General features: G+C 64.6%; 20 protein-coding genes and 1 pseudogene. 13 read left to right on the top strand and 8 right to left on the bottom strand.

Translation table 11 applies throughout. The features are described 5' to 3' along the window. The first annotated feature begins 44 nt into the window (after positions 1–44). The 3 genes from ACR80S_RS04455 to purC all read left to right on the top strand — a co-directional run bounded on the left by ACR80S_RS04455 (position 45) and on the right by purC (position 2592). Positions 45–1010 (top strand): lipoprotein, NlpB, encoded by a 966-nt coding sequence (locus ACR80S_RS04455; RefSeq protein WP_435399311.1) that lies wholly within the window; start codon positions 45–47, stop codon positions 1008–1010. Continuing rightward, positions 1010–1810, top strand: a complete 801-nt coding sequence (locus tag ACR80S_RS04450; RefSeq protein WP_435399310.1) for an MBL fold metallo-hydrolase — start codon at positions 1010–1012, stop codon at positions 1808–1810. The genes ACR80S_RS04455 and ACR80S_RS04450 overlap by 1 nt, the downstream gene beginning before the upstream one ends. A 68-nt stretch (positions 1811–1878) precedes the next feature. Next, complete coding sequence (gene purC, locus ACR80S_RS04445; protein WP_435402650.1) at positions 1879–2592, top strand: phosphoribosylaminoimidazolesuccinocarboxamide synthase; 714 nt, start codon at positions 1879–1881, stop codon at positions 2590–2592. Positions 2593–2662: 70 nt separating this feature from the next. Here the strand turns inward: purC and tsaA are convergent, their stop codons facing one another. Further along, positions 2663–3403, bottom strand: a complete 741-nt coding sequence (gene tsaA / locus ACR80S_RS04440; RefSeq protein WP_435399308.1) for a tRNA (N6-threonylcarbamoyladenosine(37)-N6)-methyltransferase TrmO — start codon at positions 3401–3403, stop codon at positions 2663–2665. Positions 3404–3502: 99 nt separating this feature from the next. Between tsaA and ACR80S_RS04435 the strand changes: the two genes are divergently transcribed. Further along, positions 3503–4042 (top strand): GNAT family N-acetyltransferase, encoded by a 540-nt coding sequence (locus ACR80S_RS04435; RefSeq protein ID WP_435399307.1) that lies wholly within the window; start codon positions 3503–3505, stop codon positions 4040–4042. A 22-nt stretch (positions 4043–4064) separates the two neighbouring features. On the opposite strand, the gene nadC is transcribed toward ACR80S_RS04435, so the two are convergent. Beyond that, positions 4065–4925, bottom strand: a complete 861-nt coding sequence (gene nadC / locus ACR80S_RS04430; protein WP_435399306.1) for a carboxylating nicotinate-nucleotide diphosphorylase — start codon at positions 4923–4925, stop codon at positions 4065–4067. A gap of 97 nt (positions 4926–5022) precedes the next feature. Here nadC and ampD point away from each other — a divergent pair, with 97 nt between their 5' ends. The 6 genes from ampD (at position 5023) to ACR80S_RS04400 (ending at position 13228) form a co-directional block, all read left to right on the top strand. Next, a complete protein-coding gene (gene ampD / locus ACR80S_RS04425) occupies positions 5023–5604 on the top strand; it encodes a 1,6-anhydro-N-acetylmuramyl-L-alanine amidase AmpD (RefSeq protein WP_435402649.1) in 582 nt (193 codons plus the stop codon). 325 nt (positions 5605–5929) lie between these two features. After that, on the top strand, positions 5930–8602 hold the full coding sequence (aceE, locus tag ACR80S_RS04420) for a pyruvate dehydrogenase (acetyl-transferring), homodimeric type (protein ID WP_435399304.1): 2673 nt from the start codon (positions 5930–5932) through the stop codon (positions 8600–8602). A 56-nt stretch (positions 8603–8658) separates the two neighbouring features. Further along, the gene (gene aceF / locus ACR80S_RS04415) at positions 8659–10692 is read left to right on the top strand and encodes a pyruvate dehydrogenase complex dihydrolipoyllysine-residue acetyltransferase (RefSeq protein WP_435402648.1); all 2034 of its coding nucleotides are present in this window, start codon (positions 8659–8661) and stop codon (positions 10690–10692) included. A gap of 269 nt (positions 10693–10961) precedes the next feature. Then, entirely contained in the window at positions 10962–11618 is a 657-nt protein-coding gene (gene adk / locus ACR80S_RS04410) for an adenylate kinase (RefSeq protein ID WP_435399302.1), read from the top strand. 144 nt (positions 11619–11762) lie between these two features. Continuing rightward, complete coding sequence (gene tsaB, locus ACR80S_RS04405; RefSeq protein WP_435402647.1) at positions 11763–12467, top strand: tRNA (adenosine(37)-N6)-threonylcarbamoyltransferase complex dimerization subunit type 1 TsaB; 705 nt, start codon at positions 11763–11765, stop codon at positions 12465–12467. 56 nt (positions 12468–12523) lie between these two features. Then, complete coding sequence (locus ACR80S_RS04400) at positions 12524–13228, top strand: class I SAM-dependent methyltransferase (protein WP_435399542.1); 705 nt, start codon at positions 12524–12526, stop codon at positions 13226–13228. Here the strand turns inward: ACR80S_RS04400 and plsB are convergent, their stop codons facing one another. Further along, positions 13229–15688, bottom strand: coding sequence for a glycerol-3-phosphate 1-O-acyltransferase PlsB (gene plsB, locus ACR80S_RS04395; protein ID WP_435402646.1), 2460 nt, complete (start codon positions 15686–15688; stop codon positions 13229–13231). 95 nt (positions 15689–15783) lie between these two features. Between plsB and ACR80S_RS04390 the strand changes: the two genes are divergently transcribed. Both ACR80S_RS04390 and ACR80S_RS04385 read left to right on the top strand, forming a co-directional pair. After that, a complete protein-coding gene (locus ACR80S_RS04390; RefSeq protein ID WP_435399299.1) occupies positions 15784–16905 on the top strand; it encodes a phospholipase D-like domain-containing protein in 1122 nt (373 codons plus the stop codon). 514 nt (positions 16906–17419) lie between these two features. After that, positions 17420–18223, top strand: a complete 804-nt coding sequence (locus ACR80S_RS04385) for a PRC-barrel domain-containing protein (protein WP_435399298.1) — start codon at positions 17420–17422, stop codon at positions 18221–18223. A gap of 952 nt (positions 18224–19175) precedes the next feature. Here the strand turns inward: ACR80S_RS04385 and ACR80S_RS04380 are convergent. The 5 genes and pseudogenes from ACR80S_RS04380 to ACR80S_RS04360 form a co-directional block, all read right to left on the bottom strand. Then, positions 19176–21029, bottom strand: a complete 1854-nt coding sequence (locus ACR80S_RS04380; RefSeq protein WP_435402645.1) for a Mur ligase family protein — start codon at positions 21027–21029, stop codon at positions 19176–19178. Further along, positions 21026–21955 carry a methyltransferase gene (locus ACR80S_RS04375; protein ID WP_435399296.1) on the bottom strand — a complete coding sequence of 310 codons (930 nt, stop codon included), beginning with the start codon at positions 21953–21955 and terminating at the stop codon, positions 21026–21028. Before ACR80S_RS04375 ends, ACR80S_RS04380 begins: the two co-directional genes overlap by 4 nt. After that, positions 21952–23355, bottom strand: coding sequence for an iron-containing redox enzyme family protein (locus ACR80S_RS04370; protein WP_435399295.1), 1404 nt, complete (start codon positions 23353–23355; stop codon positions 21952–21954). Before ACR80S_RS04370 ends, ACR80S_RS04375 begins: the two co-directional genes overlap by 4 nt. A gap of 357 nt (positions 23356–23712) precedes the next feature. Then, a pseudogene (locus ACR80S_RS04365) lies at positions 23713–23871 on the bottom strand (IS1380 family transposase); the annotation flags it as partial. 125 nt (positions 23872–23996) lie between these two features. Beyond that, the gene (locus tag ACR80S_RS04360; protein ID WP_435399294.1) at positions 23997–24647 is read right to left on the bottom strand and encodes a YecA/YgfB family protein; all 651 of its coding nucleotides are present in this window, start codon (positions 24645–24647) and stop codon (positions 23997–23999) included. A 91-nt stretch (positions 24648–24738) separates the two neighbouring features. Between ACR80S_RS04360 and ACR80S_RS04355 the strand changes: the two genes are divergently transcribed. Further along, positions 24739–25299, top strand: coding sequence for a SprT family zinc-dependent metalloprotease (locus ACR80S_RS04355; protein WP_435402644.1), 561 nt, complete (start codon positions 24739–24741; stop codon positions 25297–25299). The last annotated feature ends 18 nt before the right edge of the window (positions 25300–25317 follow it).

Genomic DNA, 25317 nt, shown 5'->3' with positions numbered 1-25317 from the left:
CGGCGCTGCGCCGGAACCTGGAGAACTGGATGCAAGGTAGATGCATGAACTCAGCGCTGAAATGGCTTCCTCTGGTGGCGGCCGTGGCCCTGGCGGGCTGTGCCCGCGACTCGGGTTACTACCACGACCGCAACGTCGACTACGCCGAGGCACGCACCGCCCCGGCGCTGACCCTGCCCGAGAGCAGGGACCCTCAACGCTATCGCGATGCCATGCCGGTGCCCCAGGCGGCCGGTGATTTCCGTGCCGCCGACGGCCGCTTCCGGGCCCCCAGCCCCCAGGCGCTGGGGGCGGGGCGTGCCATGGAGCGCGACTTCGTCGAGCGTCGCGCCATCGGTCGTGATGCCTGGCTGGTGGTGGGCGCCGACCCGGGGGCCGTCTGGCCCCAGCTCGAGGACTTCGCCCGGACTCGCGGCTTGAGTATCCAGGCCAGCGACTCCTCGCGGGGCGTGATCGAGACCGGCCAGGCGCGGCTCAGCGTTCGCCAGGGGCTGCGTGCCGGAGACAGCGAGGTGCGCTGCGACCAGGGCGGGGCCCCGGAAGGCGCCTGTCTCGATGCCCTCGAAGAGTACTTCGGGGTGCTCAGCGCCACCGCCAGTGCCTCGTCCCTCGCGGCGCAGCGCCTCGCCGGCGAGTCGCGGCTGAACATCGAGCAGCGCGGCGACGAGTGGCTCGTCGAGATCCCGCTGGAGATCGATCGCACCTGGGCCGAGCTGGACCACCAGCTGAGCCAGGATTTCACCGTGGAGGAGCGTCGCGAGCTGCTGGAGAGCGACCCGGCGGGCCGCGAGTTCCTGATCAGCTACATGACGGTCAGTGAACGCAACCGTAACCCGCTGCAGATCGTCTTCAGCCCCGACGTGCGCCAGATGCACCAGCAGATCCGGCTGGTGCTGGAGTCCGAAGGGCCCCGGCAGACTGTGCTGCGTGCGGTCAATGCCAGCGAGCGTGACTTCAGCCCCGAGGATCAGCGCGAGCTTCTCGAGCGGGTAGCGGGTCTGCTGCGCTGATGGCGGAGCCGGAGGCCACGGCACCGCGCCGCGGGCGGCTGCAGTTTGCTTCCCTGGGCAGCGGCAGCAAGGGCAATGCGACCCTGGTCAGCGACGGCGAGACCCACCTGCTGGTGGACTGCGGCTTCGGCCTGGGAGAGACCGAGCGCCGCCTGGCGCGCTTCGGACTGCATCCGCGCCAGCTCGATGCGGTGCTGGTGACTCACGAGCACGGTGACCACATCCGCGGGGTGGGTCCTCTGGCTCGCCGCTACGGCGTGGCTGTCTATCTGACCCCGGGCACCTGGGGCACGGGCCGGCTCGGCGAGCTGCCCGACCGGCACTGGGTCACCCCGCAGCAGCGCTTCGTCGTCAAGGGATTGACCATCGACCCGGTGACCGTCCCCCACGACGCCCGGGAGCCGGTGCAGTTTCGCGTCCAGGGCAGCGAGCGCAGCCTCGGCGTGCTCACCGACCTGGGGCACCCCACCGACCACGTGGCCGAGGCCTTCGCCGGCTGCGATGCCCTGGTGCTGGAGTGCAACCATGACGTCCGGATGCTCGCCGAGGGACCCTATCCGCCGCGCCTCAAGCGCCGGGTAGGAGGCGACTGGGGGCACCTGGCCAACGCCCAGGCCGCCGCGCTGCTGCCGCGGCTCGGCCTGGATCGTCTGCAGCACATCGTCTGCTCGCACCTGTCGGAACACAACAATCGGCCCGAGCTGGCCCGGGAGGCCCTGGTGCCGCTGCTCGATGGCGACGACTTCCGGTTGAGGGTCTCCAGCCAGGCGGCGGGCATGACGTGGCAGGCCATCGGCTGACCCCTCGAACGCTCATCATCTCCCTTCAACCTTCCTGTTTTCGCGGCTCGCAGCCTCTGGAGGCTTCCATGGAAAAGCGTCAAGAACTCTATGCCGGCAAGGCCAAGTCGGTCTTCGCCACCGATGATCCGTCCCGCGTGATCCTGCAATTCCGCGACGACACCAGTGCCTTCGACGGCGAGCGCATGGAGTCGCTGGCCCGCAAGGGCATGGTCAACAACTGCTTCAACGCCTTCATCATGGAGACGCTGGCGGCGGCGGGGGTGCCGACCCACTTCGAGACGCGTCTCTCCGCGACCGAGAGCCTGGTCAAGCGACTCGAGATGATCCCGGTGGAGTGCGTGGTGCGCAACATCGCCGCCGGCGGCCTGGTCAAGCGCCTGGGCGTCACCGAGGGTCAGGTGCTCACCCCGCCGACCTTCGAGCTGTTCCTCAAGAACGACGCCCTGCACGATCCGATGATCAATGAGTCGCTGGCTGAGACCTTTGGCTGGGCCGCGCCTGCGCAGCTGGCCGAGATGAAGGCGCTGACCTTCAAGGTCAACGAGGTGCTCAAGTCCCTGTTCGCCGACGGCGGCCTGCTGCTGGTGGATTACAAGCTGGAGTTCGGCCTGTTCGAGGGCGGGATCGTGCTAGGCGACGAGTTTTCACCGGACGGCTGCCGGCTGTGGGACGCCAAGACCCGCGAGAAGCTCGACAAGGACCGCTTCCGCCAGGGCCTGGGCGGCGTGATCGAGGCCTACGAGGAGGTGGGGCGCCGCATCGGAGTGGAATTCGCCTGAAGCTGGCGTACCGAGCAGGACAAGTCAGAGTGCGAAGGGCCCGTGGGGCCCTTCGTCGTGTCGATCTGGCTCAGGCGGGCACGATCTCGACCACCTGCACCCGCACCTCCCCGGCGTCGTCGTCCTGAATCCGGAAACGCACGTCCACGTCGCGCAGGCGTACGCCATAGGTGCGCGCCTCTGCGCCCCGGCGATAGGCGGGGCGCGGATCCTGGGCCAGCACCTGCTGGATCAGCTCGCCCAGGGAGTCGCCGTCGGGGCGGTCGGCCAGGATGGCCGTCGCCGCGGCGCTGAAGGCCACCGCGAGCCGCGGCGGTGCCTGGGGGGCGAAGCCGGCGCGGGCCTCGGGGCGCGACTCGGCCCAGGGCAGGTAGGGCTTGATATCGAGCACCGGGGTGCCGCTGACCAGATCGGCGCCGCGCAGTATCAGGCGGACGCCGCAGCGGGTGTCGACCTCGACGAGCTCCACCAGAGACAGTCCCAGGCGGTTGGGGCGGTGGGTGCTGCGGCTGGCGAACACGCCGACCCTGGCGTTGCCGCCCAGCCGCGGTGGGCGCACCAGCGGTGTCCAGCGTCGCGAATCGGCCTGGTCGGGGCTCAGGTGGAAGACGAAGGTCAGCCACAGGTGGCTGAAATCCTCCAGGCCCCGCACCGCCAGCGCGTCGTCGAACGGGGGCAGGAGCACTAGGCTGGCGCGGGCCGCCGATGCCAGGCCGGGCTGGCGCGGAATGCCGAACTTGTCGGGGTAGTCGCTTTCGATGACGCCGATGGGCGACAGCGTGAAGGTGAGGGAGGGAGGGGCATCGATCATGGGCGGATTATGCCCGGCGCAGGGCCTGGCGGCGAGGGGATTGGCCCGGCGGTTGTGCTTGTGTAGTCTTTTAGCAACGCTCACAGCCACGGAACATTTATGAACGAGACGCTGACGCCGGCCGGCGCCGAGGCCCGGCGACCCGGAGGCGCACGAATCTACTATCGCCAGGCGCGGGCTCGGGACGCCGCCGATCAGGCCGAGGTCTTCCACCACGCGGTGATGCAGGGGGCCATGTCCCACTACAGCGTCGTCGAGCGGGAGGCCTGGGCATCGGCCCTGCCCCGGGACGCCACCGCCTGGGCGGCGCGCCATGCGCTCTTCACCACCCTGGTGGCCGATTGCGACGGGCGCTGCGTCGGCTTCCTCGAGCTGGATATCCCCCGCGGGCGGATCGCGACGCTCTACGTCTGGCCGTCGCTGTCGCGGCGGGGAATCGGCTCCACCCTGCTGATTCATGCCGAGCGGCTGCTGATGGAGCAGGGGCATGACTGGGCCCACATCGAGGCCAGCCTGGTGCTGGCGGAGCGCCTGGTGCGGCGCGGCTGGCAGGAAGTGGGCGAGGAGTGGGTGGAACGCGGCGGCGAGCGGCTGTGTCGCAAGCGGTTGGCGAAGCGCCTCGCCGCCGTGGAGACCTGATCCCCTCATCGCCCGCGTTTCGTCAGTCGATGATCCGCATGGAGAGGTCGATGGCCTTGATGTCCTTGGTCAGGGCGCCGCTGGAGATGCAGTCCACTCCGGTCTCGGCGATGGCGCGCAGGGTGCTCTCATCGACGTTGCCCGAGGCCTCCAGGGTCGCCTGGCCGGCGGTGCGCTTGACCGCCTCGCGCATGTCATCGAGGCCGAAGTTGTCCAGCATGATGATGTCGGCCCCCGCCGCCAGGGCCTGATCCAGTTCCCCGAAGGTCTCCACCTCCACCTCCACCGGCACATCCCGGGCGATCCTGCGCGCCGCCAACACCGCCGCCTCGATGCCGCCACAGGCGGCGATATGATTCTCCTTGATCAGGAAGGCGTCCCACAGGCCGATGCGGTGGTTGTGGCCGCCGCCGCAGGTCACCGCGTACTTCTGGGCGAGGCGCATTCCCGGCAGGGTCTTGCGGGTGTCCAGCAGGCGCACGCCGGTGTCATGGATCAGGTCCACGTAGTGGCGGGTGCGGGTGGCGGTGGCCGAGAGGGTCTGGAGCATGTTCAGCGCCGCGCGCTCCCCGGTGAGCAGGCTACGGGCGGGGCCCTCGAGCTCCAGGAAGACCTGGTCAGCCTCGAGGCGGTCGCCGTCGTCGGCGTGCCAGCGCAGGGTCACCGTGACGTCGAGGCGTCGGAACAGCTCGTCGACCCAGGCGACGCCGCACAGCACACAGGCCTCGCGGGTGATGACTCGGGCACGGGCGGTGGCATCCATGGGGATCAGCTGGGCGGTGATATCGCCCGGCCCCAGATCCTCGGCCAGCAGGCGAGCGGCGGCGTCGCGGATCTCTTCGCTGAGCTTGTCGTGGTAGGGCAGGGCATCCTGGTAGTCCATGCGGGGCACTCTTGGGGGTGAAGCCGGCGCGGGGTGGCCGAGGTGATCGGGGGCGTTCATTATAGGGAATCCATGCGGATCACGTCAGGGGAGAGCAATGCCGATCACACAGGGGTGGCTGGCGGGGGCGCGGCGGGTGCCATCACCCAACTGCGATGACCGGCCCGATGGCGAGGTCTCGCTGCTGCTGCTGCATTCCATCAGCCTGCCGCCCGGCGAGTTCGGCGGGGAACACATCGAGCGGCTGTTCACCAATCGTCTGGACCCCGATGCCCACCCCTTCTTCGGCGAGATCGCTCATCTGCGGGTCTCCGCCCACCTGCTGATCCGCCGCGACGGCGAATGCGTGCAGTTCGTGCCCTTTCACCGCCGTGCCTGGCACGCCGGTCGCTCCCGCTGGCGCGACGGCGAGCGGCAGCGTGCCGCGCTCAACGACTTCGCCATCGGTATCGAGCTCGAGGGCGATGAGGTCTCGCCCTATCGCCTGGCCCAGTATGGTGCCCTGTCGCGAGCGACCGCCGACCTCCTGGCGACCTACCCTGGGTTGGACGAGGCGCGCATTACCGGCCACGCGCGGGTGGCGCCGCTGAGAAAATCCGACCCTGGCCCCGCCTTCGACTGGGCCTTCTTCCGGCAGCGGCTGGCCGGCGAGGCCGTGCTCAATCGGCCACTGGCCTGACGCCATCCCGTTCTGGTCGTTCGCTTGCTTCATACGGTAGTTTACTTACAACTGCTTGACCTTGGTCGAGTTACTTCTGTTGGCCGCCGGCTAACCCCTTGTGTTGCGGTGCAATAATCATTAATGGGAAATGTTTCCCATAAAAGCTTGAATTGGCAGTTCCGCCTCTTTGCGGTATCTTCCATCCACCAACGGCTGCTTCTTTCGCGCTGTCATGTAAGAAAACTACACGCCGTCAAACGGCGTGACTCTCGCTGACGAGAGCACGCCCAGAGGCCCGCACACGCGGGTACACGCAATACCATGTTATTCGGAGAGACGTCATATGAGTCTGGAGGCAAGAGAGGATCTCGATCCGGTCGAGACCACGGAGTGGTTGGAATCCCTGGAATCGGTTCTGGATCGCGAGGGCGAGGAGCGCGCCCGGTTCCTGCTGACCCGCCTGGCGGATCGCCTGCGCCGTGACGGGACCCAGGCTCCCTTCTCGGTGACCACTCCGCATCGCAACACCATTCCGGTGCACCGCGAGGCGCCGATGCCGGGCGATCTGTTCATGGAGCGCAAGATCCGCTCCCTGATCCGCTACAACGCCATCGCCCAGGTGATCCGCAACAACCGCGCCAATCCGGGGCTCGGCGGTCACATCGCCAGCTTCATGTCGGCGGCGACCCTCTATGACGTCGGCTTCAACCACTTCTTCCGTGCCCCTAACGGCGATTTCGGGGGCGACCTGGTCTATATCCAGGGCCACGTCGCGCCGGGCATCTACGCCCGCGCCTACCTCGAAGGGCGCCTGTCCGAGGAGCAGATGGACAGCTACCGCCAGGAGGTGGATGGCAACGGTCTCTCGTCCTATCCGCACCCCTGGCTGATGCCGGACTTCTGGCAGTTCCCCACCGTCTCCATGGGCCTCGGCCCAATCCAGGCCATCTATCAGGCCCACGTGATGAAGTACCTGCACTCACGTGAAATGAAGGACATGCACGATCGCAAGATCTGGTGCTTCATGGGCGACGGCGAGTGCGACGAGCCGGAATCCCTGGGCGCGATTTCGCTGGCCGGGCGCGAAAAGCTCGACAACCTGATCTTCGTCATCAACTGCAACCTTCAGCGTCTCGATGGCCCGGTACGCGGCAATGGCCGCATCATGGACGAGCTTGAGGGCGTGTTCCGCGGCGCCGGCTGGAACGTGCTCAAGGTGGTCTGGGGCCGCCTGTGGGACCCGCTCTTCGAGAAGGACAAGAAGGGTGCGCTGCAGAAAATCATGGACGAGTCGGTGGACGGCGAGTATCAGAACTACAAGGCCAACGATGGCGCCTATACCCGCAAGCACTTCTTCGGCAAGTACCCCGAGACCGCCGAGATGGTCAAGGACATGTCCGACGAGGACATCTGGAAGCTCAACCGCGGCGGCCACGACCCGTTCAAGGTCTACGCGGCCTATCACCAGGCGACCAACAACGCCAACGGACGTCCCACCGTGATCCTGGCGCACACCGTCAAGGGCTACGGCATGGGCAGCGGCGACGGTGAAGCGGCCAACGAGGCCCACCAGGTCAAGAGCATGGAGCTGGACGCGCTGAAGAAATTCCGCGACCGCTTCGGCATTCCGCTCACCGATGAGCAGCTCAAGGACGTGCCCTTCTACAAGCCCGCGGATGACTCTCCCGAGCTCAGGTACATGCACCTGCAGCGGGAGCGCCTGGGCGGCTATCTGCCCCAGCGTCAAAGCGACTTCGAGGCGTTGCAGATCCCGGATCTCGAAGACAAGACCTTTGCTTCCCAACTGGGCGGCTCGAAGGGGCGTGAAGTCTCCACCACCATGTCCTTCGTGCGCATCCTCAACGGCCTGGTCAAGGACAAGCAGATCGGCAAGCAGGTGGTGCCCATCGTGCCCGACGAGGCGCGTACCTTCGGCATGGAGGGGATGTTCCGCCAGCTCGGCATCTATACCTCCGAAGGTCAGAAGTACGAGCCCATGGACAAGGGCCAGATAATGTTCTATCGCGAGGACAAGCAGGGCCAGATCCTCGAGGAGGGCATTTCCGAAGCCGGCGCCATGTCCGCGTGGATCGCCGCCGCCACCTCCTACAGCAACCACAATCTGCCGCTGCTGCCGTTCTACGTCTACTACTCGATGTTCGGCTTCCAGCGCATCGGTGACCTGGCCTGGGCGGCCGGTGACCTGCAGGCGCGCGGCTTCCTGGTCGGCGGCACCGCGGGGCGGACCACGCTCAACGGCGAGGGTCTGCAGCACCAGGATGGCCACAGCCATTTGCAGGCCTCCACCATCCCCAACTGCCGCAGCTACGACCCCACCTACGCCCACGAGGTGGCAGTGATCATCCAGGACGGCCTGAAGCGCATGTTCGCCGACAAGGAGAACTGCTTCTACTACCTGACCGTGATGAATGAGAACTACGAGCAGCCCGAGATCGCCGAGATTCCCGCCGAGGACATCGTCAAGGGCATGTACCTGCTGCGCGAGACCCAGGGCAAGAAGGGCCGCGTCCAGCTGATGGGCTCCGGCACCATCCTGCGCGAGGTCGAGGCGGCCGCCGAACTGCTGAGCGAGGACTGGGGCGTGGGCGCCGACATCTGGAGCGTGACCAGCTTCAATGAGCTGCGTCGCGAGGCCTTGGCCCTGGACCGGGAGGCCTTCCTCAACCCCGAGGCGGAGCCGGGCAAGCCCCACCTGACCCGCTGCCTCGAGGGCCGCGAGGGGCCGGCCATCGCCTCTACCGACTACATGCGGCTGTTTGCCGACCAGGTGCGCGCCTGGGTCCCCACCGAGTTCCACGTGCTGGGCACCGACGGCTATGGCCGCTCCGATACCCGCGAGAAGCTGCGTCACTTCTTCGAGGTCGATCGCTTCTTCGTGACCGTTGCCGCCCTCAAGGCCCTGGCCGAGCGTGGCGAACTGGATCGCAAGGTAGTAGGCGAGGCCCTCGAGAAGTACGGCATCGACCCGACCAAACCCAATCCGCTGACCGACTGATCCGCGAGCGGCGGGCCTGGTGCCCGCCCCAGGTACGAGTTTGAAGGAGCGCGACCTTGAGTAGCGAAATCATCAAAGTTCCCGACATCGGCGGCAGCGAGGATGTCGAAATCATCGAGATCGCGGTGTCCGAAGGTGACGTGATCTCCGCCGAGGACACCCTGATCACCCTGGAGTCCGACAAGGCCAGCATGGATGTGCCTTCGCCCAAGGGGGGCAAGGTCATCAAGGTGCTGGTGAAGGAGGGCGATACCGTTTCCGAGGGCGACGATATCGTCGAGCTGGAGGCCGAGGGTGCCGGCGGTGGCGAGACCGGCGACGGCGAGCAGCCCGACGAGAGCGAGGCGCCGGCCAGGTCCGGGCCTGCTCCGGAAAAGGCCACCGAAAAGCCTGCCACCGAGAAGCCGGCGGCCAAGGCCGGTGGCGGCAAGCGCACCGTGGAGATCAAGGTGCCGGACCTGGGTGGCTCCAGCGATGTGGAGATCATCGAGGTGGCTGTGGCAGAGGGTGACGAGGTGGCCGCCGAGGACACTCTGATTACCCTGGAGTCCGACAAGGCCTCCATGGACGTGCCGAGCCCCCACGCGGGCAAGCTGGTCTCGCTGACGGTGAAGGAGGGCGATACCGTCTCCGAGGGCGATGTGATCGGCACCATGGAGATCGACGACGCGGGTACTGGCGGCGGCGACGCCGAGCCGGCACCTGCCGCGTCCGAGCCCGAAGCCACCGCGCCCGAGCCGGCGGAAGAAGAGCCGGAGGAGGCCGGCGCCGGCGAGCCCGAGCGTCGCGAAATCCGCGTGCCGGACCTCTCCGGTTCCTCCGATGTGCCGATCATCGAGATTGGCGTGGCCGCCGGTGACGAGATCAACGAGGAAGATCCGCTGATTACCCTGGAGTCCGACAAGGCCTCCATGGACGTGCCGAGCCCCTTCAAGGGCAAGCTGCTCGAACTCACCGTCAAGGAGGGAGATACCGTCTCCGAGGGTGATCTGATCGGCTACATGGAAGTCGCCGGCGCGGCCAAGCCGACGTCCGCGGCGAAGCCCTCCCAGTCGAAGGCCCAGGCCCCCAAGGCTGACGCCCCGAAGGCCGACAAGCCGGCCCCGACCCCGAGCGGCAGGCCGAGCCCCGAGGCCGAGATGGCGGCCCACAAGCCCCGCGATGGCAAGCTGGTACACGCCGGCCCGGCGGTGCGCCTGCTGGCCCGAGAGCTGGGCGTCGACCTGGGGCTGGTCAAGCCCAGCGGACCGAAGGAGCGGGTGCTCAAGGAGGATGTCAACGCCTACGTCAAGCAGGTGATGGCCAACCAGGGCAAGGCCCAGGCATCGGCCGGCGCCCCGGCGGCCGCGGGCTCCGGCATTCCGCCCATCCCGGACCAGGACTTCAGCCAGTTTGGCGAGGTGGAAGAGAAGCCCATGGGCCGCCTGATGAAGATGGGCGCTACCAACCTGCACCGCAGCTGGGTCAACCTGCCCCACGTCACGCAGTTCGATGAAGCCGATATCACCGAGCTGGAAATCTTCCGCAAGTCCATGAAGGCCGAGGCGGAGGCCCAGGGCGCCAAGCTCACGCCGCTGCCCTTCATGATCAAGGCGTGTGCCTATGCCCTGCGCCAGTACCCGCAGTTCAACGTCAGTTTGAGGCCCGACGGCGAGTCGGTGGTATGGAAGAAGTACGTCCATATCGGCATCGCCGTGGACAGCCCGGACGGCCTGATGGTCCCGGTGATCCGCGATGCGGACAAGAAGTCGCTGATCGACATCGCCAAGGAGTCCGTGGAACTGGCCAAGAAGGCGCAGACCAAGAAGCTCAAGCGCGAGGAGATGACCGGGGGCTGCTTCACCATCTCCAGTCTGGGCTCCATCGGCGGTACCGCCTTCACCCCCATCGTCAACGCCCCGGAGGTCGCCATCCTCGGCGTCTCCAAGGCGTCGATGAAGCCGGTGTGGGACGGCAAGGCCTTCGAGCCGCGGCTGATGATGCCGCTGTGCCTGTCCTACGACCACCGGGCGGTCAACGGGGCCGATGCGGCGCGCTTCACCGCGCTGCTGGCCCAGCTGCTGAGCGATATTCGTCGCTTGCTGCTCTGATCCCGCGGCCCTGCCGGCGGTTCTGACAACCGTTCTGGCAACCACACGACGGCGCCCTCGGGCGCCGTCGTTTTTGTTGGCGGGCCTAGCGCTATGGTCGCCAGACCAAAGTGTTATTCGGCCTCAAGTCAATTGATATACAAGGCCTTTTTAGCGCGAGGGACGGCGGCGAGGAGGAGCGGCGCTTGTGCCCGACCCGGGCCGCGGTTATCGTTCCTTTTTAACCATTTCTTCACTAATGACAGCCACTTGTACTTGAGGACAAGAACATGCGATTGATCCTGTTGGGCGCGCCGGGTGCCGGCAAGGGCACCCAGGCCCAGTTCATCTGCGAGCGCTTCAATATCCCGCAGATCTCCACCGGCGACATGCTGCGTGCCGCCGTCAAGGAGGGCAGCGAGCTGGGGGTCAAGGCCAAGGAGATCATGACCAGCGGTGGCCTGGTGTCCGATGACATCATCATCGGCCTGGTCAAGGAGCGCATCAGCCAGCCCGACTGTGAGAGCGGTTTCCTGTTCGATGGCTTCCCGCGCACCATTCCCCAGGCAGATGCCATGAAGGATGCCGGCGTCAAGCTCGACCACGTGCTGGAGATCGCCGTGGAGGACGAGGAGATCGTCAAGCGCCTGGCTGGCCGCCGCGTGCACCCGGGTTCCGGGCGCGTCTATCACGTCGAGTACAATCCGCCCAGGGAAGCCGGCAAGGATGACGTCACCGGCGAGGCGTTGGTCCATCGCGATGACGACCGCGAGTCCACCGTGCGCAACCGCCTGGCGGTCTACCACGAGCAGACCGCGCCGCTGGTCGACTACTACCAGGCCTGGGCCGAGCAGGATCCGGACGCCGCCCCGACCTACCACCGCGTGGAAGGCGTTGGCAGCGTCGACGATATCAAGGCCCAGGTGCTCAAGGCGCTGGAGGGCTAACCGCTCCATACGGGTCGGGGCTTTCCCGGCGCCCCTTGGCGTTGCAGCCAGCCTTCGACTCGATGGCCCGCCTTGGCGGGCCATCGTCGTTTGTGTACCTGCCACGTATAATGGCTATCCCGTTCCTCCTGCGATGGTTGTGCCATGTCGATCCTGCTGGCCCTGGATGCCTCCTCGAGTGCCTGCTCCGCCGCCCTGCTGCGGCGACGCGCGGGCGCCGACGATGAACTGCTCTCGCGCTTCGAGATGGCGCCGCGGGCCCATACACGACGGCTGCTACCCATGGTCGACGAGGTGCTGGCTGAGGCCGGCGTGTGCCCCGCCGAGCTCGACGCCGTGGCCTACGGCCGCGGTCCCGGCTCCTTCACCGGCCTGCGCATCGCCGCCGGCGCCGCCCAGGGGCTGGCCTACGGGCTCGACCGCCCGCTGCTCGGGGTCTCCACCCTGGCGGCCCTGGCTTCGGGTGCCCATCGTCGCCACCATTTCCGCTGGATGGTCACCGCCCTGGATGCGCGCATGGGCGAGATCTACGTCGCCGCCTGGCAGTGCCGCGATGGCCTGCCGGAGCCGCTCCTCGAGGAGGCCGTGATGTCCCCCGAGCGCCTGCGCCTGCCTGCCGGCCATGACGACCACGATTGGGTGGGGATCGGTTCCGGCTGGGCTCTGTGGGAACAGATGCCCCTCGAGGTTCAGGCGGGGATGAGCCAGCGCCTGCCGGAGGCAGAGGCAGACGCCGCCGATATGGCGCTGCTGGCCATGGCCGAGCTCGACGCGGGCGGTGGCCAGCCGGCGCATCTGGTGCAGCCGGTCTATCTGCGCAACGAGGTGGCCTGGAAGAAGGCGAAGTGAGTGGGCTGCCGCCGGTGGCGGTACGCGGGGAGGCGCTGAGTGCCCTGGCCGAGCGCCTGGGGCTTACCCTCGGGGGCGATGCCGAACTCCTCCTCGAGCGTCGCGATGGCCGCCTGGTGCTGGCCGGCGACGAGAAGCGCTACGGCCACCCGCTGGCGGTGGAGTTCGCCTCTGGCCGCGCGGCCCATCGGCGTCGCTTCGGGGGCGGGCGCGGTCAGCTCATCGCGCGGGCCTGCGGCCTGGCCCAGGGAGTGACGCCCGCCATCGTGGATGCCACGGCGGGCCTGGGACGCGACGCCTTCGTGCTGGCCAGCCTGGGTGCACCGGTGCTGCTTGTGGAGCGGGTGGCGGCGATCTTCGCCTTGCTCGAAGACGGTCTGGCCCGCGCCCTGCGGGAAGGGGAGACCGCCGAGATCGCCGCCCGCATGCGCCTGGTGCACGGCGACGCCGCCGTCCGGCTCGAGGCCCTGGTGGCGGCGGCCGACTTTCCGCCCCAGGTGATCCACCTGGATCCCATGTTTCCCCACCGCGACAAGTCGGCGCTGGTCAAGAAGGAGATGCGACTGTTCCGCGCCCTGGCCGGCGACGACGAGGACGCTCCGCGGTTGCTGGAGGCGGCCCTGGCGGTGGCCACCCACCGGGTGGTGGTCAAGCGCCCCCGCAAGGCGCCGCCCATTGAGGGGCCGGCGCCGCGCCATGTGATCGAGGGCAAGACCAGCCGCTACGACCTCTACGTGCACCGGGCGCTCAAGGCGGATTGATCAGGCCTGGCGGGTGACCAGCTGCAGGCGGTGGCGCAGCAAGGGGTCGAACAGCCGTCGCGAATGACTGGCGGCGTCGCAGAGCCGGTCGTTGAACAGTAGCTGCTCCTCGGCGCTGCGCCACAGCCAGCCCTCCTGCTCCAGGCTCTCCACCAGGCTGACGAACAGCCGGGTATCGAAGAACTCCGGGGCGTCACGCCCGGAGAGCAGTGCCAGGCGCTCGGCCAGCTGGCGCCCCTGGTCGGCCAGCGCCTCGGCAGTGAGACGGCCAGGGCCGGCGTCGAGCAGCACGGCCAGCAGCAGGTAGCCGCGCTCCAGAGAAGGCTGCATCAGCTGGCCCAGCAGGTCGAGGCACTCGCCGGCGTCCAGCGGTTCCTCGCGGCGCTGCCATCCCGTCTCGCTGCGCGCCAGCAGCCCCAGTTCGGTGAGCACCCCCAGCATGGCGGAGAGCACCTCGCGCAGGGAGGCGGGTGGCGCCACCATCAGCTCCCGGGCGAGGATCGGCCAGCCCGGGGCAAGCAGCCCCTCCAGGGTGTCGAGATCGTGGGCCGGCTGGTGGCGGAAGGCGAAGGCGGTGAGCCCGGCCAGGGCGAAGAGGTGCAGGACGTTGTTGCGGTACCAGCCCAGCAGGGCGGCTTGGGAAGCGTCGGCCAGCACGATATCGCCCAGCGGATGCGCGCGGCGCTGCACCATGCCCAACGCCAGGGCCTGGTCGACCCACTCCGCCGGTGTGCCCGGCGGCAGGCTGGCGTGGGCGGCCCCGGGCAGGCGGCGCTGCAGCTCGGCGAGCAGGTCGAGCTGGCGCTCCAGCAGGCGCGCCTCGATGGCGTGGTGGGGGGTGGCCAGCAGCGCCAGGGCCACCAGGTTGATCGGGTTGAGGGCGGCGGCGGCGTTGATGCGCCGGCACAGGGCCTCGCCGAGGCGCGGCACCACCTCGTCGAGCCAGACTGGGCGCGCCTCCCGGGCCTCCCGCCAGCCACCGCCCACCTCGCCGTCGAGGAAGTCGGCCATCAGCAGAGGCTCGCCGACGTTGACCGAGACCCGGCCGAAGGGCTGGCGCAACCGGCCCAGCATCCGCAGCAGGGCCAGCGGGCTCTCCTTGCGCTTCTTGCCGCCGCGAAGCTCGCGCTGGTAGCTGGCGTTCTCGATGATGCGTTCGTAGCCGATATGGACCGGAATGAAGGCCAGCGGCTGGTGGTGGCCGGCGGCGGCGCTGCGCAGGAAGGAGCGCAGGGTCATGGCCAGCATGCCGGGGCGTGCTGGCAGCATGCGCCCGCTGCGTGAGCGTCCCCCCTCGATGAAATACTCCAGCGGGTGACCCCGCGAGATCAGTCGGTGCAGGTAGGCATTGAACACCGCCGTATAGAGGCGGTTGTCACGGAAGGTGCGGCGCAGGAAGAAGGCGCCGCCACGGCGCAGCAGCGGGCCGATCAGCGGCATGTTCAGGTTGCGTCCGGCGGCTACATGGGGTGGCATCAGGCCATCGTGATAGAGCACATAGGAGAGCAGCAGGTAGTCGACGTGGCTGCGGTGGCAGGGCACGTAGACGAGGGTGTGGTCGCCGGCCAGCGCCTTGACCCGCTCCAGGCCGCGCACGTCGACCCCATCGTAGAGCCGGTTCCACAGTCGGCGAAGCAGGCCGTCCATGAAACGCAGCACCGGGTAGGTCATGTTGGAGGCGATCTCTCGGCCGTAGCGCAGGGCGCGATGCTGCAGGCGTTCCGCCGAGGGGCGCCCCTCGGCGGCCATGGTCGCGATCACCTCGCGCACCTCGGGGCTTCTGGCCACCCCCTCGATGAGGGTGCGGCGGTGGGAGAGGTCGGGGCCCAACACCCGGGACCGCACGCGGCGGAAGTGTACCCGCAGCAGCCGTGCGGCCTTGCGGTTGGTCAGCCTGGCGTCCGCGTCTGCGGCGCCGGGGAGATCGCCAAGGCGCAGCGGGGCACCGAAGTGCACCTCCACGCTGCGGCGGTTGACCAGCACCGAGAGCAGGCGGCGCAGCCGACCGGTGAGCTGCCAGCTGTCGGCGGCGACCATTCGCCAGAAGCCGAAGCGCTTGCCGGGAGCGCGCCCCCAGAAGATGCTCACCGGCACCAGTTGGACCTCGCGACCGGCCTCGGCCAGGCGCTGCTCGATCAACGGCAGGAAGGGGGCCTCGGGATGGGCGCCGCGCTTCCACAGCCGGCGGCGCGGTGCCGGCAGGGCGAGGCAGGCCGGTAGCGTCAGCTGGCCGATTCGTCGCCGGCCACCCGCCAGGGGCAGGCCGTGATGGCGGGTCAGCGAGGCCAGCAGGAGGGCGTCGCTGATGGCCGGGCGCGGCAGCACGTAGAGCACCGGCAGGCTCGGTTCGAGCACCAGCGCCTCCGGGGCGGGCTCGATCAACCGCGGCCGCACCCAGGCGGCGATCAGCCGGGTCATCAGCGCGCGCAGCGGAGTGGTGAGGAGGTGCCGAAAGGCCATCCGTTTGCCCCGACGCAGGAAAGGGAAAGGAAAGGCCAGTATAGTCTCGGGGATGGCCTCGGGTCAGGCCTGCTGCCCAGGACAGGGAGTCTGCCATGCACGGGATCTGGAGAGACGGCAACCACTTCGAGCTGCTGCCCGAGGCGAGCCGCTTCCTGCCGGCCATGTTCGAGGCGCTGGAGAGCGCCGAGTCGTCGATCCTGGTCGAGCTCTATCTGATGGAGTCGGGGCGCCTGGCCTCGGCGCTGATCGGTGCCCTGGTGAATGCCGTGGAGCGCGGCGTCACGGTGATGCTGATGCTCGACGGCTACGGCGCCATGGGCCTCGGGGCCGAGGATCGAGAGCGACTGGAAGCGGGCGGCGTGGCGCTGCGCTTTTTCAATCCGCTGGGCTTCCACTCCCTGGCCCGTAACCTGACCCGGGACCATCGCAAGCTGGTGGTGGTGGATGGCTGTGTCGCCTTCACCGGCGGTTTCGGCGCCGTGGACGAGTTCCTCGACGCCTGGTACGAGGTGGCCCTGCGCATCGAGGGACCGGTGGTGGCCGACTGGGTGCGGCTGTTCTGCCGGCTGTGGGACTCGCCGCTGACCCGCGGCAGCGGGGCCTTGGGGCTGGTCCGCGGGCTCGCAACCGAGACCCGCGGGGCCGAGGGCTACCGCGGCATGGCCGGGCGGGTGGTGTGGGGCCAGGGCTATCGCTACCAGGCCATTCGCCACTCCCTGCATCGCCAGGTCTCCGGCGCCCGCCAGCGCATCTGGATCTGCACCCCCTACTTCGTGCCCACCTTCAGCCTGCGCTTGCGCCTGGCCCGGGCCGCCCGCCGCGGCGTGGACGTGCGGCTGCTGCTGCCGGGCGACGCCCACGACCACCCCGGGGTGCGCTATGCCGGCCAGCGCTTCTATGGCCGGTTGCTCAAGGCCGGGGTGCGCATCCACGAGTTCCAGCCCACCTTCATCCATGCCAAGTTCTCGCTGGCCGATGACTGGGTCAGCCTGGGTTCCTGCAACTTCGACCATTGGAGCCTGCACTGGAACCTGGAGGCCAACCAGGAGGTGGCCGATCGCCGCCTGGCGGCCGAGGTGGCCGAGCTGTTCGAGCGCAACTTTGCCGCCAGCCACGAGCTCGACCTCAAGGTCTGGTCTCGCCGCCCGCGCTGGCAGCGTCTCAAGGAGTGGCTGTTCGGCAGCCTGGACGGAATGCTGACGCGTCTTCGATAGCGCTACCCCGGATAGTTCACCAGCACCGGTGTCAGGCCTGCTGGGCAAGTCGTCGGTTAGCTCTTCACTTTTTTTGGAATCATGATGGGTCGTATCTGGATCAATTTTCCGGTGACAAGGTGCCCCATTTTTTATGCCGTGGCGGAGCGATCTCCGCCCTTGTTTTCTTTTCATGTTGCTATCCCGGTTGACTCTTGCTCGTGAGTTCAGTCAGTTATCTGCGGGATTCTGGATGCCGGATGGATGTTTGGGTTGTGTTTGCTACCGCACAGAAAGCGCTCCGCTTATCTCCTACGCTCAATTTGTTAGTGGCAAGGGAAATGCCTGAGTTCGCATGTCGCAAACCGCGTCGTAGGGAGTGCGGCGCCACCGCCATAGAGGGCCCTGACAGCCAACTGCAGGAAGTTTGAGAGTTTGATGTCTGTGCTGTCCTGCTATGTCGGCTACCTCACAGGGATTGTCTTACATAAACATTGTTCTCCAATTAAAATCATTGGAGAGAAGGAGAAAAGATATGAAAAGGACAGCCATTTCCATCGCAGTGGGTGCTCTGAGTATCGGGCTTGCCCAAGGCGTACTTGCCCAGGACGTCGATGCAGAGCGGAATGAACAGCAGCAGATGACCCAGGAAGGTGTCCAGGGCTCGCAAGCCCAGGGAGCCGAGGTGCGCGTCGAGGGAGAAGCAGCTGACGTCACCGTCGAGCAGGAGCCGGCAGAAATCCAAGTTGAGCAACAGCCGCCGAACGTGACCGTTGAGCAACAGGCGCCTCAAGTCACCATTGAGCAGCCGGACCCCAATGTCAGCGTCGAACAGGCCGACCCCAATGTTACCGTCGAGGAGACGGGTGAAGCCAGCGTCGAGGTAGAGCGCGCTCAAGAGGTCGACGCCCAGATGCGTGACTCGGATCAACAGGACCAAGCCCAGCAGGAACGTGATCAGACCTCTCGTGATCAGACTTCTCGTGATGGGGACTCGCAGGGCAATGACCTGATGAGCCTGAATGTCGGCGATATCCAAGGCTATACCATCTATAGCCAAGAAGACGGTGAAGAGATCGGTGACGTCGATCGCGTGGTTCGTGACACACAGAGTAATGATATCTACGTTGTGGTGACCAAAGGAGGCTTCCTCGGTTTCGGCAAGGACGAGTTTGGCTACAAGTTGGACAATGTTGAGCTTCGTGGCGATGAAGAGCTCGTGGTACGTTCAGGCGATGACGGTGTTTCCGGTGACTATAGCAGCGACCAATACGAGGATCTCGACGACAACCAGACCTTCATGGATTCCATGCAGAGGAGTCAGGGGCAAGGCAACTAACATTGCGCTTACGTGACTTAAACATGGCTTGAACGGCCATATGGTGAATGGCGCGGCTTCGGCCGCGCTTCTTTGTGATGGCTGGACGATGCCAGGGTATGCTGACGTTGTAGTGGCATAGTGAATCTGTAGTGGCATAGTGAATCTGGCCACCTGATTTTGAGTGTATGATTGCTCACAGAGACAGTCAGGTGCAGATGATGACGAAGAAGAGAACGTTCAGACCGGAATTTCGCTTGTAGGCGGCCCAGCTCGTGGTCGATCAGGGTTAAACGCTGAAGGCGGCGTGTAAGGCCATGGGAATTGGCAAATCCACCATGGAGTATCGGGTACGCAGGCGACGGGCTGAGCGAGCAGGCAAGGCACCGCCGAAAGGTGAGACTCTGACGCCGGAACAGCGTGAGATTCAGGAACTGACGCGCAAGCTGCGGCGGGTGGAGGAAGAGAAGGAAATATTAATAAAGGCTACCGCTCTCTTGATGTCGGACTCCCTGAGCAATTCTCGATAACCGAGCGAGAGACTGAGCTGAAGCTGTTGGATCAGGTTGTCGAGGTGCATGCCGTCCAGGTTTGTCAGTTCACCAGCCTGGCATTCCGACAGGTGCTCTGTCGCTACCGGAGGACGCAGAGTCTCAATCGCCGTGGCAATTGCTGGGAAAATGCCCCGACAGAGCGCTTCTTCATCAGTCTGAAAACGGAATGGATGCCACAGATTGGCTATTCTAATGTTGCGTCAGCGAAGAAATCTGTTACTTATTATATTATCGGTTACTAAAGCAGCCTTACAACGCACAAGTATAGCGATTCATTGCCGCCTAATGGAGAAGAAAAGAACTACTGGAATTCTCAAAACATGGTGGCAAAAAAACTTGACCACTACACGATGACAAGGTGACCGGAGCTCGGGTTGTCTATAGCATTCCTGGACTCTTTTCCCATCATTCCTTCGATCTTAGGTCGCGCTGTGTAACGTGGAAACCTCACGCGCGATTCGTTCAGCTTCGGCTGGATTCTTGAGCCGGATACCTTCTACAAGGTCTTCGAAGGTTCCGGCACAGGTAAAGACGAGCAGGTCACCGGAGTTTGCCGCAGTCAGGCCTCGCCACAGAGCATGTCGGATGCTCGGTTCGTTGTGCAGCAGCTTACCGGGGGCTACACTGCTCGCCCCTCGTAGGATTTCGTGAGTAATAGTGCCCGCACAGCGGCCGCGCGGATCTTGTTCGTAAACCACAAGTTCGTCGAAGGTTCTGCCGCACACTTGGCCCATTTCGTACAAGTCTTCGTACCGGCGGTCTCCCGGAGAAGTGACAACGCCAAGGAGTCGCGCTGTACCCTTTTGCATCGACCGCGCCATCTCGCACACAGCGCGGTAAGCGACCACATTGTGCGCATAGTCAACGATGAGTTTGACCCCATCGACTTCGAACAGGTTGCCGCGTAACGGGTTGGTCTGGGCATCGGAGACGAAGCCTGTCAAAGATCTTGCAATCTCGGCTGTCTCAAAGCCAAGGCAGCAAAGTACAGCGAGCGCGGCGAGCGCATTGGCTGTGTTGTGGCGGGCATGGCCCTGCATGGTAAAAGGAAGATCTTTTGCTCTTACCACCTTCGTACATTTGGACCCACGACACCAGATGAGCCAGCCCTCGTCGTTTAGGTAGGCGCCGGCGGCGCCACCCCGAAAATGGTCGAGAAGCACTTGATTGCGCGGGTCCATGGCGAAAAATACCGGTTTGCAATCGGGTGAAAGCGTGTCTCGCATCAATACGCATAGGGGATCGTCTGCGTTCAGAACAGCGGTGTATCGGGCGCAACGCGCCACCAGCCCTTTGACGTGGGCCAAGTCGTTTAGCGTCTCGACGCCATCAAGCCCGAGGTGATCGCTGCTGACATTCAAAACCACCCCCACGTCACAGCGGTCGAACGCGAGGCCGCGCTTCAGGATTCCGCCTCTCGCTGTTTCAAGCGTCGCCACCTCCACTGAGCGGTCGGTAAGCACCCTGCGCGCCGACCAGTAGCCTGAGCAGTCGCCTCTTTCCACGCACTGTCCGTCGATATAGATGCCCTGCGTCGTCGTCGTGCCCGTGCGCGCCCCGCAGCCGCGAAGGACATGTGAGATGAGCAGAGTCGTGGTCGTCTTCCCATTGGTGCCAGTTACGGCCACAACAGGAATACGGCCGTCATTGTTCTCGGCAAACATGGCGGAGAGCGCAAGGGCTCGATCATTGCACCCAGTCGGCCAGGCCTGGTAATGCTGCTGGTTGACGCCCCATCCGAGCGCGAAGTAAGGACCGTCCTCTTCGAGTCGCAATATTGGGATATCGCGTTGGCGCGCTGCCCGCAAGACCACCTGGGCTGCGGGTGCTATGGCGCGGGCGTCTGCAAGTTCTCGTAGCTTGGCTAGTCGCGCTTTGAAGTCTAACGGCTGCTGGTTCAGTATCGCCGTGACGCACTCTATCGACAGTCGCAGCGCTTCATCGGCCACAGCTTCATGATGATAGTCGCATAGCAAACGATACCGTTCCGGCGCGGGAGGCGAGAGTTTCACCATGTCACAAAAGGTCGGCGGAAAGCCCGCCCAGACCTGCGTCGCGAACATCAGCCTAACGAGAAGCTGAGCCGTTTCGTTTATGTCGATGAACTCTGGAGGGGAGCGACCCGGCATGAGCGTTTGTAACAGGGCGGCTCCGGCCTGTAACTCTTCGGCCTCGATCTTCCGGTCGCCTTGGAGGTCAAGCAGCGAAACGAAGCACGGCCCCATACGATAGATGTTGGGGCCACGCAGGAACCGGCTATCGAGAATCTTCACGATCTGGCCCTGCGAGCGGTGAGTAAAACCGCTGCGATGCGATCGGTTTCTGCATAGGCTGGCTCGTCCAGTTCTTCGCCGAATACATCAGGGTCGAGTTCCTGGTAGTGCCATTCCAGCAGGGAATCGTCGAAAATCTGCGCGACCGAAGCGATGAACCTGTCCGTGCCGGCGGTGATGGCCGTGCCTGTATACAGCAGAAGCGTGCCGCCGGGGGCCAGCCTGGTTTTCGCCAGGCCAGCAATCGCAAGGGAAAGTCCTTCGCCAAAGCTGCCGCCACCGTGCCGGTAGGTGCGCTCCTGCGCATCGAGCAGGTAAGGAGGATTGGCGATGATTAAATCAAAGTCTCCATCAACGCCGTCAAGAAGATCCGAATGTTGAGCGACCACGCGCGTGGTGCCCGCGAGCCGGGCATTGACGGCGGTATACCGTAGAGCCATGTCGTTGATGTCAACAGCAAACACGGCGGCCTGTGGCCGTTCTAGGGCAACAACCACGGCGCCAGGGCCGGCGCCGCAGCCAATATCGACGGCACGCCGGACGCACACATCACCGGACAGACATTGTGCGATGGCGTTCGCAAAGCGGTAAGTGTCGGGTCCGAAGAAAATTGCGTCAGAGGCCGTTGTCGGATAAGCCGAGTGCAGAAAAAGTTGACCGCGTAGCGTAGACGCACGTACTCGCGAAATCCACCCCGCACCATATGTATCCAACACATCCGCTTTGCGCATCGCCTCGAAAAGTTTAGGCGTTATAATACCTTCCTTGAAGGGTCGACTCCAACCGAAGATGTCTGTTGCATTGCGCGCCCATGCATTCTTCAACCGTGAATTGACACGAGCGTGGGTCGCCGGTGTGACGGTGGTGAATGAATACCCGGTAGCTTTGAGCTCCATCGCGAGACGCAGGAGATAGTCGTTGATCATGGTTCCGTTACTTGGTGAAAAAGGTCGGCATAGAGCCTCGTTGCTGCTAGCCCCGCAGGCGTCGGGTGGTTTGCTGGCGAGAGCATTCCTTCTAACACAGCGAACGCCTCCGCCTTGGTAGCGACCCCGGCCAACTGGTGGAAAAGAGCATCAACGTCTGCGCAGCTGCCGAGTCTTGGCATCTCATCGGCGTGACGGGCGATGATTTGTTCGATTGTACTTCCACTTGACAACACTGCGGCTGAGTTTTCGCCAGGCCCTGCGGTAGGACGCCTGCGAAACCGGTTGATAGCTGGCGTCGTCGGCGTATTCCCGGTATCGGCTAGAATCCAGTCCCGTAGCAGCTGTTGCTCGTAGCCGTCGAAGACGCCGAACATGGGAGCTTGCTCATCAGTTAATAGGCGCCAGAAACGGCTTTTCTCCGGGCTCTCGCCGCGCCGAATCCATCCAGCGGATTGCAACGTTGTCAGCAAATTTCCTATTTCACCAGGTGAAGAAAGCCAGTCGCTCACCGACCGACCCCCGACGAGGCAATAGTCAGAATGCAGTTTTGATCCGATCAAGGCCTTGTCGGCCAAAATCCGTTGAAGTTCCTGCTCAATATCGAAAGAAGCGATCGCCTGTTGCGTGCCCATGCCAACGAAATTCAAGCGGTAGCCGTTACCGACTCGACGATGAAACTCCGCGGTATTTCCGATTATCGGCATGCAATCAAGCACACATTGCAAGGCCTTGCGCGCGTGCCCGATTGAGGCATTGTCAATCGTCACGTGCAAGCTGAAGTAGTACGGATCAATATCGAGTTCGTTCAGTTCGTAGGCGGTAATGAGCAAGTGTAGCGGCAACTGCTCGTAGCCGAGATTGAACCCGATTACTTCTGGTAAAAATTCATGGGTGTGGTGGGCCAGAGCTAGTTGGACGGCACCCTGAGTGAAGTGCTCGTCCGGGGCGTCCTGCCAGTTATCGCAACCATACCGGGCGAGCAATTTCTTGTAGAGCAGAACATGGTTCTGTTCTACATTGCCACAGCCGAGCTCTTCGAGATAGGTTTGGATAAGTGGAGCGAGCCGCGGATCCTGACAGTGCTGCAGCAAGCCATAGAGCCAGGCGCCGTCTACAAGCTTCGTGGGCGCAACCGTGCGAAGAAAGTACATCGCGTGGGAGCGGCAGCTGAAGTAGCGCCTCGGCGAGCCAGCTTGCCGTCCGTCGAGGTAGCGTCGGTAATCCTGCGCTACCTGTTTATGGGAGTTGCGCAGCACCCTCGGCAAGGACCGTATTTCGCTGGGAAAGTCTGTGTCAATCGAAGACGCCGCGTTAAGTTGGGATAGCAGAAAAGATCGTGATTTGGAAAGTGATGATTCGTTGATCTGGCCCGCTTTGCCCCCACGTTCGTTTAACATCGTAACGTAAAGTTTCCTGATGCCTTCTTGTTGAGGTGCTATATATGGGGGTGTCGCCGGCGAAATGTCAGTTGGTAATGAATACACCATTTCTACGCCCTTTTACCTTCTTGCTCGCCAATATGCTATTAGTTGGCAGGGTAAGATTTTTAGTTGGCAGGGTAAGATTTTCTTAACGCAATCGGCGGGAAGTTAAGATCCACATAATATCGGCTTTTACATGCGGCTTTACTGGGACGGTCGCTATGGGATCCAATTTGGTAAAACGCCAACATAATTTCCTTATCATATGCTGCTCCATCGGCCACATCTGTTCGTTCTCGCACACATCGACGGCTTATTGGCGTAAGCGAGCCAATCGACCAGATGATCCTCCAACGCGTCAACGACTTCGCTACTGACGAGCGCTTCGCCCAGCAGGAGAGCACCGCTTTCGCTGGTGGTGCGCTGGCCGCTCATCGCGACGCGGACAGAGCCATTGCAGGAGGGAGTCCAGGGAGCTACGATCTCACCCATAGCGGATAGCCTCATGGAGTCGTGTTCTTTCCGTAACTGACTGATTTTTTTAGAAGCCACCATCCGCTATCTTCGTTTTCAGCTCTGCCTCATGAATTTTCCGGTCTTAATCCAATGCTCGGGCCTTATTGATTGCGTTCCTTGCCAGCACGCCCGGCAGGCTTCTTCTTGCGCGGCATTGGCTTGGGGGTCTCCGGCGGCACGCGGTAGTGCAGGTAGAGATCCAGCACCAGTTCAGGCAGCTGGCGCACCAACGCCTCCAGGCGTGTGCCGTCGCCGACGAACTCGGCCATGTCGGGCTCGTCATCGAAGAGCCCCGAGAGCGCCATGAAGGGCAGCAGCAGGGTGGCGGCGGCGTCCTCGTCCTCCTCGAACCAGGTGGTCTCGTCCAGGAACACCCCCTCCATGAAGCCGGCGCACCAGTCGCCGATGGGCGTCTCTTCCGCGGGCAAGTCGTCCAGGGTGAGCTCGAAGGGCAGCTCCGGCAGTTGCCCCTGCTCCAGGGCGGCGATGGCGTTGCGGCGCAGCTGGTCGAGCAGTCCGAGGATCTCCTCGCGCTCGCGGTCATCATGAAAATCCGGCTCGCCCTGGAAGAGTTCCGCCACCCAGGTGGCCGGCTCCGCCTCGCTGGGTGCTACTGCCAGGGCGACCAGGAGACCGTGGCTGCCAATCAGGTCCAGGGCGTCCTCGCCGGCCCGGTCGGAGGCCAGAAAGTCGTCGAGGCGGTCGAGCTGGTCGTCATCGAGCAGGGGTTCGGGCTGGGGGGTATCTGACATCGTCTCTCTCGCACTTTCGCACTTTAGCATTTTCGCCGGGGGCCGGGTCGGTGCTTTACGCCTGGCGGACGAGAGGCCATTCTAGCACCCCATGAACCGACCCGCGCTGCCCGCTCCCGACCTCGAACGCCTCGCTTCCCTCGAGGGCGAGGCACTTCTTGCCACCCTGCATGAACGGGTGGAGGCCGCCTGGCGACTCTGCCACGAGGAGCATCCGGGGCTTCCTCGGCCCCGGGTGTGGTGCGACCTTCGCGGCAAGTGCGCCGGTCAGGCCCATTTCGGGCGCGGTGGGCTACGCTTCAACCCGGTGCTCTACGCCGAGAATCGTCTCGCCTTCCAGGTCGAGGTGGTGCCCCACGAGATGGCCCACTGGCTGGTTCATCACCTGGAAGATGGCTGCCGGGTTCGCCCCCACGGCCGTGAGTGGCAGACGGTGATGCGGGGGCTGTTCGGCCTGGTGCCTTGTACCACCCACCGGTTCGATACCGGTCGTGCCAGCCCTTCCCCCCACCGCTATGCCTGCGATTGCCGCGAGCACGCCTTCAGCGCCCGACGCCATGCACTGGCGCGGCAGGGGCAGCGTTACCGTTGCCGTCACTGCGCTCAGACCTTGGTCTATCTTGGTTTTGAGGTGTTTGAAAGTGCTATTTAACCTATTGTTATTTATAGA

It is taken from the genome of Halomonas salsilacus (genome assembly GCF_051216275.1).
Taxonomy (GTDB): domain Bacteria; phylum Pseudomonadota; class Gammaproteobacteria; order Pseudomonadales; family Halomonadaceae; genus Halomonas.
The sequence above is the reverse complement of the archived record's forward strand: the minus strand, read 5'-3'. Positions and strand labels throughout refer to the sequence as shown.

What these genes read in the sequence shown, in the direction of transcription:
- nadC (WP_435399306.1), bottom strand. Translation starts at nt 4,925, where the DNA reads ATGGACTACCAGGATGCCCTGCCCTACCACGACAAGCTCAGCGAAGAG.
- ampD (WP_435402649.1), top strand. Translation starts at nt 5,023, where the DNA reads ATGCCGATCACACAGGGGTGGCTGGCGGGGGCGCGGCGGGTGCCATCA.
- aceE (WP_435399304.1), top strand. Translation starts at nt 5,930, where the DNA reads ATGAGTCTGGAGGCAAGAGAGGATCTCGATCCGGTCGAGACCACGGAG.
- ACR80S_RS04435 (WP_435399307.1), top strand. Translation starts at nt 3,503, where the DNA reads ATGAACGAGACGCTGACGCCGGCCGGCGCCGAGGCCCGGCGACCCGGA.
- plsB (WP_435402646.1), bottom strand. Translation starts at nt 15,688, where the DNA reads ATGGCCTTTCGGCACCTCCTCACCACTCCGCTGCGCGCGCTGATGACC.
- ACR80S_RS04385 (WP_435399298.1), top strand. Translation starts at nt 17,420, where the DNA reads ATGAAAAGGACAGCCATTTCCATCGCAGTGGGTGCTCTGAGTATCGGG.
- ACR80S_RS04355 (WP_435402644.1), top strand. Translation starts at nt 24,739, where the DNA reads ATGAACCGACCCGCGCTGCCCGCTCCCGACCTCGAACGCCTCGCTTCC.
- ACR80S_RS04360 (WP_435399294.1), bottom strand. Translation starts at nt 24,647, where the DNA reads ATGTCAGATACCCCCCAGCCCGAACCCCTGCTCGATGACGACCAGCTC.
- tsaA (WP_435399308.1), bottom strand. Translation starts at nt 3,403, where the DNA reads ATGATCGATGCCCCTCCCTCCCTCACCTTCACGCTGTCGCCCATCGGC.
- ACR80S_RS04375 (WP_435399296.1), bottom strand. Translation starts at nt 21,955, where the DNA reads ATGATCAACGACTATCTCCTGCGTCTCGCGATGGAGCTCAAAGCTACC.
- ACR80S_RS04370 (WP_435399295.1), bottom strand. Translation starts at nt 23,355, where the DNA reads ATGTTAAACGAACGTGGGGGCAAAGCGGGCCAGATCAACGAATCATCA.
- ACR80S_RS04450 (WP_435399310.1), top strand. Translation starts at nt 1,010, where the DNA reads ATGGCGGAGCCGGAGGCCACGGCACCGCGCCGCGGGCGGCTGCAGTTT.
- ACR80S_RS04390 (WP_435399299.1), top strand. Translation starts at nt 15,784, where the DNA reads ATGCACGGGATCTGGAGAGACGGCAACCACTTCGAGCTGCTGCCCGAG.
- tsaB (WP_435402647.1), top strand. Translation starts at nt 11,763, where the DNA reads ATGTCGATCCTGCTGGCCCTGGATGCCTCCTCGAGTGCCTGCTCCGCC.
- ACR80S_RS04455 (WP_435399311.1), top strand. Translation starts at nt 45, where the DNA reads ATGAACTCAGCGCTGAAATGGCTTCCTCTGGTGGCGGCCGTGGCCCTG.
- purC (WP_435402650.1), top strand. Translation starts at nt 1,879, where the DNA reads ATGGAAAAGCGTCAAGAACTCTATGCCGGCAAGGCCAAGTCGGTCTTC.
- adk (WP_435399302.1), top strand. Translation starts at nt 10,962, where the DNA reads ATGCGATTGATCCTGTTGGGCGCGCCGGGTGCCGGCAAGGGCACCCAG.